This is a genomic window from Variovorax sp. 38R (assembly GCF_014843395.1).
GTDB classification, from domain to species: domain Bacteria; phylum Pseudomonadota; class Gammaproteobacteria; order Burkholderiales; family Burkholderiaceae_C; genus Variovorax; species Variovorax paradoxus_H.
The window spans coordinates 4,042,003-4,050,253 of sequence record NZ_CP062121.1 but is presented as its reverse complement, the minus strand read 5'-3'; the positions used below and the strand labels follow the sequence as shown (position 1 = coordinate 4,050,253).

Annotated in this window: 10 protein-coding genes; 6 read left to right on the top strand and 4 right to left on the bottom strand. The window is 69.6% G+C overall.

The features are described from left to right. The first annotated feature begins 81 nt into the window (after nucleotides 1-81). From IG196_RS18670 to IG196_RS18650, 5 genes are all read left to right on the top strand, one after another. On the top strand, nucleotides 82-807 hold the full coding sequence (locus IG196_RS18670) for a S1 family peptidase (protein ID WP_192192303.1): 726 nt from the start codon (nucleotides 82-84) through the stop codon (nucleotides 805-807). Nucleotides 808-839: 32 nt separating this feature from the next. Then, entirely contained in the window at nucleotides 840-1,310 is a 471-nt protein-coding gene (locus IG196_RS18665) for a hypothetical protein (RefSeq protein ID WP_192192302.1), read from the top strand. Continuing rightward, nucleotides 1,294-2,661 (top strand): trypsin-like peptidase domain-containing protein, encoded by a 1,368-nt coding sequence (locus tag IG196_RS18660; protein WP_225616721.1) that lies wholly within the window; start codon nucleotides 1,294-1,296, stop codon nucleotides 2,659-2,661. Before IG196_RS18665 ends, IG196_RS18660 begins: the two co-directional genes overlap by 17 nt. Nucleotides 2,662-2,736: 75 nt before the next feature. Continuing rightward, complete coding sequence (locus IG196_RS18655; protein WP_101489918.1) at nucleotides 2,737-2,967, top strand: hypothetical protein; 231 nt, start codon at nucleotides 2,737-2,739, stop codon at nucleotides 2,965-2,967. A gap of 147 nt (nucleotides 2,968-3,114) precedes the next feature. Next, nucleotides 3,115-4,740, top strand: coding sequence for a phospholipase D family protein (locus IG196_RS18650; protein ID WP_192192301.1), 1,626 nt, complete (start codon nucleotides 3,115-3,117; stop codon nucleotides 4,738-4,740). 12 nt (nucleotides 4,741-4,752) lie between these two features. On the opposite strand, the gene IG196_RS18645 is transcribed toward IG196_RS18650, so the two are convergent. The 4 genes from IG196_RS18645 to IG196_RS18630 all read right to left on the bottom strand — a co-directional run bounded on the left by IG196_RS18645 (nucleotide 4,753) and on the right by IG196_RS18630 (nucleotide 7,147). After that, nucleotides 4,753-5,262 carry a murein hydrolase activator EnvC family protein gene (locus IG196_RS18645; RefSeq protein WP_101489920.1) on the bottom strand — a complete coding sequence of 170 codons (510 nt, stop codon included), beginning with the start codon at nucleotides 5,260-5,262 and terminating at the stop codon, nucleotides 4,753-4,755. A gap of 111 nt (nucleotides 5,263-5,373) precedes the next feature. Further along, a complete protein-coding gene (locus tag IG196_RS18640) occupies nucleotides 5,374-5,862 on the bottom strand; it encodes a CreA family protein (protein ID WP_101490309.1) in 489 nt (162 codons plus the stop codon). Nucleotides 5,863-5,873: 11 nt separating this feature from the next. After that, nucleotides 5,874-6,425 carry an NUDIX hydrolase gene (locus IG196_RS18635; RefSeq protein ID WP_192192300.1) on the bottom strand — a complete coding sequence of 184 codons (552 nt, stop codon included), beginning with the start codon at nucleotides 6,423-6,425 and terminating at the stop codon, nucleotides 5,874-5,876. Nucleotides 6,426-6,445: 20 nt separating this feature from the next. Beyond that, nucleotides 6,446-7,147 carry a fumarylacetoacetate hydrolase family protein gene (locus IG196_RS18630; RefSeq protein ID WP_153283556.1) on the bottom strand — a complete coding sequence of 234 codons (702 nt, stop codon included), beginning with the start codon at nucleotides 7,145-7,147 and terminating at the stop codon, nucleotides 6,446-6,448. Nucleotides 7,148-7,303: 156 nt separating this feature from the next. Here IG196_RS18630 and IG196_RS18625 point away from each other — a divergent pair, with 156 nt between their 5' ends. Next, nucleotides 7,304-8,218 (top strand): tetratricopeptide repeat protein, encoded by a 915-nt coding sequence (locus IG196_RS18625; RefSeq protein WP_192192299.1) that lies wholly within the window; start codon nucleotides 7,304-7,306, stop codon nucleotides 8,216-8,218. The last annotated feature ends 33 nt before the right edge of the window (nucleotides 8,219-8,251 follow it).

The window sequence follows — 8,251 nt, the reverse complement described above, 5'->3', positions numbered from 1 at the left end:
GGGCGCGCAGTTCCGTCTTTGTCTCAGAGCTTTCGTGACTGTCCGATGCCCCCTTTGCTGTTGTCTTCTGCCGGCCCCCGCATGCCCTCGTGGGCGTCGTTCCTGCTGGCCATGGCGTTCGCTGCCCTGGCCGGCGCGGCGCATGGCGCGCCGCCCGAGGCCAATGCCAGCGGCGTGTTCCTCAACGCCGCCGGCGACGTGCTGACCGCGCGCCATGCGGTGGCGGACTGCCGTTCGCTGTTCGCCCTCAAGGACGCGCAGGTGGCGCAGGCCCGCGTGATCGCCGAGAGCACCGAGCTCGACATCGCGGTGCTGCGCACCACCCTCACGCCGTATCTGCACGCCACGCTCGCGGCGGGTGAGCGCGCGTCGGCCGCGGGCAGCGTGGGCGTGTTCACCGAGGCCTACGCGGTGCTGCAGCGCATGCCCGACCGCGCCGCGCTGCTGAGCAACGCCCTGACCGTGCCCGGCGTGTCCGGGGCAGAAGGCCTGCACCTGCTGTCGGGTGTGCAACCCGGCGCCAGCGGCAGCGCGGTGCTGGGCGCCGACGGCCTGCTGCTCGGCGTGGTGGTCGAGCGTGTCGCGGCCGCGCCGCATGCGTCGGGCATGGTGCTCAGCCGCGCAGCCTCGGCCGCGGGCGTGGGGGGCGGCGTGACGCGGGTGCGCGCGGTGCCGGCCTCGCGCCTGCGCGACTTCCTGGACGCCCACGGCATCGCGTACACGCACAGCCGCGAACCGCAGCTCAGCCCCCAGCAGTCGCCCGCCGCGCGGGCCTCGACCCTGTCGGTCGGCGTGCTGTGCGGTTGAGTGTTCTTCTTTCGACTTTCACAGGAACCTCCATGACCTCTTCTTCCGACACGACCCGCGGCTGGCGCCGCCTGCGACTGGCGCTCGGCTGGCTCGGCCTGGGGCTGTCGGCCGTCGCCGCACCGCTCGGGGCATCGGCGCAAACACAGCCGCAGCCGCAGGTGCCGCAGCACTGGATCAGCTACGCCAACCTCGCGAGCAACCAGCTGCAGTCGTCGCTCAGCGACCCGGCCAGCGAGACCGTGGTGCGGCTGCACACGTGGATGCAGGAGCGCATGCTGAAAGAAGGCCAGCCCGTGCCGCCCGCGCCGGTGGTGGTGCGCGTGTGGGTCGCGGGCAGCGGCAAGGTCGAGCGCGTGGCCTTCGATTCGCTGGGCGATGCGCAGGCCGACACCGACTTGCGCGCGCTGCTCACCGCGCAGCCGCTGGCCGAGCCGCCGCCGCGCGACATGCGCCAGCCGATGGTGCTGCAACTCACGCTCAGCTTTGTCGCGCGCACCTGAGCGGTCGCGCCGGCGCGGCCTGTGCGTGGCGCTGCTGGGCCTTGCGGCGGCAGTACCGCTGCACGCCGCCATGCCGTGGCCCGTGCCGGGGCTCGCGGCGCTGGTCAAGGCCTACGGGCCGGCCGTGGTCCACATCGGCGTGGAGCGGCCGTCGGTGCCGGCGCGCCGCTTCAGCGACCGCTGGCTGTTGCGCGCACCGCCGGCCGAGGCCGACGAAAGCAGCCTGGGCAGCGGCTTCCTCGTGAGCGCCGACGGACTCATCTTGACCAACGCGCACGTGGTCGCGCACGGCACGCAGATCCGCGTGAAGCTGCCCGACCGGCGCGAGTTCCAGGCGCGGCTGATCGGCCTCGATGCGCTGGCCGACGTGGCGTTGCTGAAGATCGACGCGACCGGTTTGCCGACGGTGCGCATCGGCGATCCGGCGGACGTGGAGCCCGGCGACGGCGTGGCGGCCATCGGCTCGCCCTACGGCTTCGGCAACTCGGTGACGGCCGGCATCGTCAGCGCCAAGGGGCGGCTGCTGCCGGGGGCCGAGTCGATGCAGTTCTTGCAGACCGACGTGCCGATCAACCCCGGCAACTCGGGCGGCCCGCTGTTCAACCTGCGCGGCGAGGTGATCGGCATCAACTCGCGCATCTACAGCCGCAGCGGCGGCTACCAGGGGCTGTCGTTCGCCATTCCCATCGACGCCGCGATGCGCATCAAGGACCAGCTGCTGGCCACCGGCACCGTCACGCGCGGGCGCATCGGCGTGGCCGTGCAGGAGGTGGGGCAGGCGCTGGCCGACACCTTCCGCCTGCCGCGCCCGGCCGGCGCGCTGGTGACCGACGTGGAGCCGCGCGGTGCGGCGGCGCGGGGCGGGCTGAAGACCGGCGACGTGATCCTGTCGGTGCAGGGCCGCGAGGTGGTGCAGGCGGCCGATGCGCTCGGCTTCATCGCCGAGCAGGTGCCGGGGCAACGCGCGCGGCTCATGGTGTGGCGCGACCGCGCCGAGCACGTGGTCGAGGTGAAGGTGGAGGGCTACGACACGCCGCGCCTGCAGGGCGATGCGGCTGCTTCGATGCCTTCGCGTCTGGGCTTCGCGGTACGCCCACTGGCGCCGGCCGAGCGGCAGTTCCTGCGCGTGGAGGGCGGGCTGCTGGTGCAGCGCGTGAACGTGGCGGCGTCGCGCGCGGGCGTGCAGCCGGGCGACGTGATCCTGGCGCTCAACGGTCAGCCGATCGACAGCGCCGAGGCACTGGCGCAGGCGTTCGACGGGGCCGACGGCACGGCAGCGTTGCTGGTGCAGCGCGCAGGGGCGCGGATCTTCGTGCCGATCTGCGCGCGGGCCGGGTCGCCGAAGTGCTGAGCGGGGCGCTTCTTGTGCATCACTCTTGTACCCAATGTTTTAAATTGAAAACAAAAGACCTATGATGAATTCATCATGGGCATGGTTCGACTCGATCTCCACCTGCCAGGCGGCTGGACGGGATGGTTCGAACTCACGCGCACGCCGAAGGGCACTTACGCCGGCATCGCGGCGCTGAGCCTGGACGGCATCACGCGCTGCGCCCTGGTCATCACGCAGCAGCTGTCGTGGGACTCGGCCGTGGCGCGCGCGAACGTGCGCGCGGCGCACTTCGTGCGCCAGTGGTCGCCCGAGCGCGCGCACTGACACGCACCGACGGAGCATTGAAAGCGCGCCGGCGCGGCGCATGGTAGAAACCGCCACCCGTGGGCGCGGTCATGCATCGCGCCGTGCGGCAGCGGCGTTTTTTCACCTTCGCTCCCGTGCCCTTGTCCTCCCAAATCCCAGTCATTCATGCGCAACCCTCGACCCCGGGCTGACGTGCCGCGCGCCCGGTGGTTCGCCTGGCTGCTGTGCAGCCTAGCGATGCTCGTGCTCGCCGGTTGCGCCGGCCTGCCGACCGAGGTGGTGCGCAAGCCCTCGAGCGCCATCACCGATGGCGCGGACACCGCGCTGGGCCAGCTGGTGCGCGCCGCCGCGCCACCAGGCGAGCCGCTCAGCGGCTTTCGCCTGCTGCCGATGCCGCAGTTCTCGCTGCACGCGCGCATCGAGCTGGCGCGCCGCGCGCAGCGCTCCATCGACGTGCAGTACTACCTCGTGCAGAACGACGAGACCGGCCGCTATTTGCTGCGCACGCTGCGCGATGCGGCCGACCGCGGCGTGCGCGTGCGGCTGCTGGTGGACGACCTGTACACGGCGGGCGCCGATCCGCTGTTCACCAGCTTTGCCTCGCACCCGAACGTCGAGGTGCGCCTGTTCAACCCGTTCCCGGCCGGGCGCTCGCGCTTCGGCACGCGCTGGGCGTGGTCGATCCTGGACTTCGACCGCGTGCACCGCCGCATGCACAACAAGCTGTTCGTGGTCGACAACACGATGGCGGTCATGGGTGGGCGCAACATCGCCAACGAGTATTTCTTGCGCGACGGCGGCTCCAACTTCATCGACATCGACACGCTGGTGGCCGGCGCCGTGGTGCCCCGGCTGTCGTCGCTGTTCGACATGTACTGGAACAGCCAGTACGTGTACCCCATCGAGTCGCTGGTGCCGCGCGGCGGCGAGTCGGCGCAGGCACTGCGCGAGCGCTTCGACCGGCTCACCACGGGGCCCGAGACGCTGCACCCCGAAGAGCCCGAATCGACCGACCTGCTGGGCCACAACCCGCTGGCCAAAGACCTGAACGCCGGCAAGCTCGCGCTGAGCTGGGCACGCGCCGAGGCGTACGCCGATGCGCCCGCCAAGGCGCTGGCGCCCACCGACGAAGGGCGCGGGTTGCCGGCCGACCAGGCCGCCGACAGCGTGCTCTACAACGTGCAGCGCTACCTGCGCGGTGCGCAGCACGGGGTGCTGTTGACCACGCCCTACCTGATTCCCGGGCGCGGCGGCATGGAGACGATGCAGATCGTGCGCGGCAACGGCGTGGGCTACACCATCGTCACCAACTCGCTGGCGGCCACCGACGAGTCGCTGGTGCACATCGGCTACCGCCGCTACCGCGCGCAGATGCTGCGCCTGGGCGTGGAGCTGTACGAGCTGAGCCCCAAGCGCGTGGAGCAGACAAAACGCTTCGGCATCTACGGTTCGGCCAGCGGGCGGCTGCACGGCAAGTCGGCCGTGATCGACCAGCAGGTGGTGTTCGTCGGCTCGATGAACTTCGACCCGCGCTCGGCGCTGCACAACACCGAGATCGGCCTCTTCATCTTCAGCCCGCAGATCGCGCAGCAGCTCACCAGCCTGATCGGGTTCATGCGGCTGGACGGCGCCTACCAGCTGCAGCTGGGGCCGCGCGGCGGCATCGAGTGGGTGAGCCCGGCGTCGGGCGACGGGGCGGACACCATCCTGCACACCGAGCCCGAAACCCATTTCTGGGCCCGCTGGCGGCTGGAACTGCTGGCGCCGCTGGTGCCCGAAAGCCTGCTGTAACGGCTTTTACGTTTACTGCTGCAAACGGCCGTTGAGGTACGGCTCGGGATCGACGGCGGTGCCGTTCTTGCGGATCTCGAAATGCAGCTTCACGCGGTCGGATTCGCTGTTGCCCATTTCGGCGATCTTCTGGCCCTGGCGCACCACGGCACCTTCCTTCACGAGGATGGTCTTGGCGTGTGCATAGGCCGTAAGAAAGGTTTCGTTGTGCTTCACGATGACCATGTTGCCGTAGGAGCGAAGTTCGCCCCCCACGTACACCACGCGCCCGTCGGCCGAGGACACGATGGGGTCACCGAGGTTGCCCGCGATGTCCAGGCCCTTGTTGCGCACGCCGTCGAAGCGGCCCACGGTGGTGCCGGCGGCAGGGCGGATGAAGAGCGCCTGGCGCGGCGGCGGCGGCGGCGTGGCGCCTGGAACAGGCTGCTGCGGCGGCGTGGGGCCGGGCGTGGTGCAGGCGGCAATGCCCCCAGCCACGAGGAGCGTGGCGGCGGTACGTAAAACAAAAGTCTGAAGGTGCATGACGCTGTTGGAACGGATTCGTTGCGGAGGGTTCCGTCGAAGGCCGAATCCGTTGTGCGGACCGGCCGGACGATGCTAGCAAACTCGCGCGCCGTGCCCTTCAGCAGCCCTTCACTTGAGCGGAATCGGCGTGCCGCGATCGACCGGCACGGCCGTGATGCTGTTCTTGGGCGAGCCGTCGATCAGCAGGTCGGAGTAGGTCAGGTAGACCAGCGTGTTGCGCTTGGGATCGACCATGCGCACCACGCGCAGCCGTTTGAAGAGCACCGACAAGCGCTCGGTGTAAACCTCTTCGCGCTTGGGCAGCGGCTGCGTGATGCTCACCGGGCCGACCTGGCGGCAGGCGATGGAGGCTTCGGCCTTGTCCTCGGCCACGCCGAACGCACCGGCGATGCCGCCGGTCTTGGCGCGCGAGACATAGCAGGTGACGCCGCTGACCTTGGGGTCGTCGTAGGCCTCGATCACGATCTTGTGGTCGGGGCCGATGAGCTTGAAGGCCGTGTCGACCTCGCCCACCGTCTCCGCCTTGGCCGCCGAGGCCGCGAGTGCAAAGCCGAGGCTGGCGCCGCAGAGGAGGGTGGCGCGGAGGGTCTTGATCATGGAGAAATTGGTCAAACGATGCTGAGTTCGTGCACGCGGTCGAAGCTGCCGCGCTTGCGGTCTTCGAAGAAGTGTTCGAGCGCCTGGCGCACGGTGCGAAAGGCGATCTCGTCCCAGGGAATTTCTTCCTCGGTGAACAGGCGCGCCTCGATGGTTTCGTGGCCCGGGTCGAAGGTGTCGTCGAGCAGGCGGGCGCGGTAGAACATGTGGACCTGGCCCACGCGCACCACGCTGATCACGGCGAACAGGCCTTCCATTTCGAAGTTGGCACCGGCCTCTTCGTCGGTCTCGCGGGCCGCGCCTTCGGCGGTGGTTTCCTCGAGCTCCATGAAGCCCGCGGGCAGCGTCCACTTGCCCCAGCGCGGCTCGATGTTGCGCTTGCACAGCAGCACCTTGTCGCCCAGCACGGGGATGGTGCCGACCACGTTCAGCGGGTTCTCGTAGTGGATCGTGTGGCAGGCCGGGCACACCGCGCGCTGCTTGGTGTCGCCGTCGTCCGGCACGCGGTAGACCACCGCCGTGCCGCAGTTCTTGCAATGCTTGATGGGTACGCGAAGGAGCATGAAGCGGGACCGCGCGGGCGTCAGGCGATCTTCACGGTCAGCGCGGGCAGGCCGGCCACCTGGCCCACCAGCGTGTCGCCGGCCACCACGGCCGCGACGCCCTCGGGCGTGCCCGTGAAGATCAGGTCGCCGGGTTGCAGTTCCCAGGCGGCCGACAGGTGCTCGATGGTTTCGGCCACGTTCCAGATCAGCTTGCTCACGGTGCTGCGCTGGCGGTCTTCGCCGTTCACCTGCAGCGAGATTTCGGCCTGCTCGGCATTGCCGGCCTGTGCCACCGGCACGATCGGGCCGATGGGCGCGCTCTGCTCGAAGCTCTTGCCGATGTCCCAGGGACGGCCCTGCTTCTTCATGTCGTTCTGCAGGTCGCGGCGCGTCATGTCCAGGCCGACGGCGTAGCCGTAGATGTGCTTGTGGGCATCGGCGGCCAAGATGTTCTTGCCGCCGGTGCCGATGGCCACCACGAGTTCGATCTCGTGGTGCAGGTTCTTCGTGAGCGTGGGGTAGGCCATGGTGCCGGTCTGGCCGGCATCGACCGTCACCAGCGCATCGGCCGGCTTCATGAAGAAGAAGGGCGGCTCGCGGCCGGTGAAACCCATTTCCTTGGCGTGATCTTCGTAGTTGCGGCCGACGCAGTAGATGCGATGCACCGGAAAGCGGGCGGGCTGACCGACGACCGGCACGGAAACGGTGGCCGGCGGGGCAAAAACAAACTCGGAAGCCATGGAAAGGTGTCCTTTTTCAGCGAAACGGGAGGGGAGACCGGCAGTGTGCCAGAGGCGGCACGGGCTTGCCGGCACGCCGGACCCGGGATTTTGCGGCGGCCCACAATAGGCGCTTCCGCGCGTTTCCCCGACCTCTTTTCTCCCTCTCGTTTCACCATGCCCATCCGACTCGGCAAAGCCGGCAAGGCCACCGCCTTCAACGAACTCGGTCGCGAACGCGACGATGCCGGCGACCAGGACGGCGCCCTGGCCGCCTACGCGCAGGCCAGCGCCATACACCCCTACTGGTCGGCGCCCTGGTACAACGCCGGGCTCATCCACAAGTACCGCGGCGAGTGGGCCGCCTCGCTGCAGGCCAACGAGCGCGCCGTGCAGTGCGAGCCGCGCCACGAAGGCGCGCTGTGGAACCTGGGCATCGCGGCCACCGCGCTGGGCGACTGGCCCACGGCGCGGCGCGCGTGGCGCCAGTACGGCATCGGCATCCCGGACGGTGAAGGACCGGTCGACTATTTCGTCGGCCTCACGCCGATCCGCGTGCATGGCGACGAGGGCACCGAGGTGGTGTGGGCCGACCGCATCGACCCGGCGCGCGCCATCCTGCGCAACGTGCCCACGCCAGCCTGCGGTCACCGCTACGGCGACCTGGTGCTGCACGACGGCGCGCCCAACGGCTACCGGCTGCGCGGTGAGCGCGAGGTGCCGGTGTTCGATGCGCTGGAACTGATCGCGCCGTCGGCGCACGCGACCTACGAGGTCTCGGTGGAAGGTGTGAGCTCGGAGGACATCGAGGCGCTGGTGCAGCGCTTCAAGGCCGCGGATGGCTTCGCCGAGAACTGGACCGACAGCATGGAGATGCTCTGCCGCGCCTGCTCCGAAGGACGCCCTTTCGGCGAGGGCCGGCACAACCACGGCGCCGACGAGGCGCCCGGCACGCTCGGGCCGTGGCGCCTGGGCATTGCCTCGCGCGAAGAAGCCGCGGCGCGCGATCTGCTCGACACCTGGCAGCAAGAAAACCCCGACGCCCGGCTGCACGATTTCCGCTGCGTGCTCCCGGCCACACCCCGCTCCTGAAGGTGAAATCCAAGGGCGCTATCCTCGAGAAAT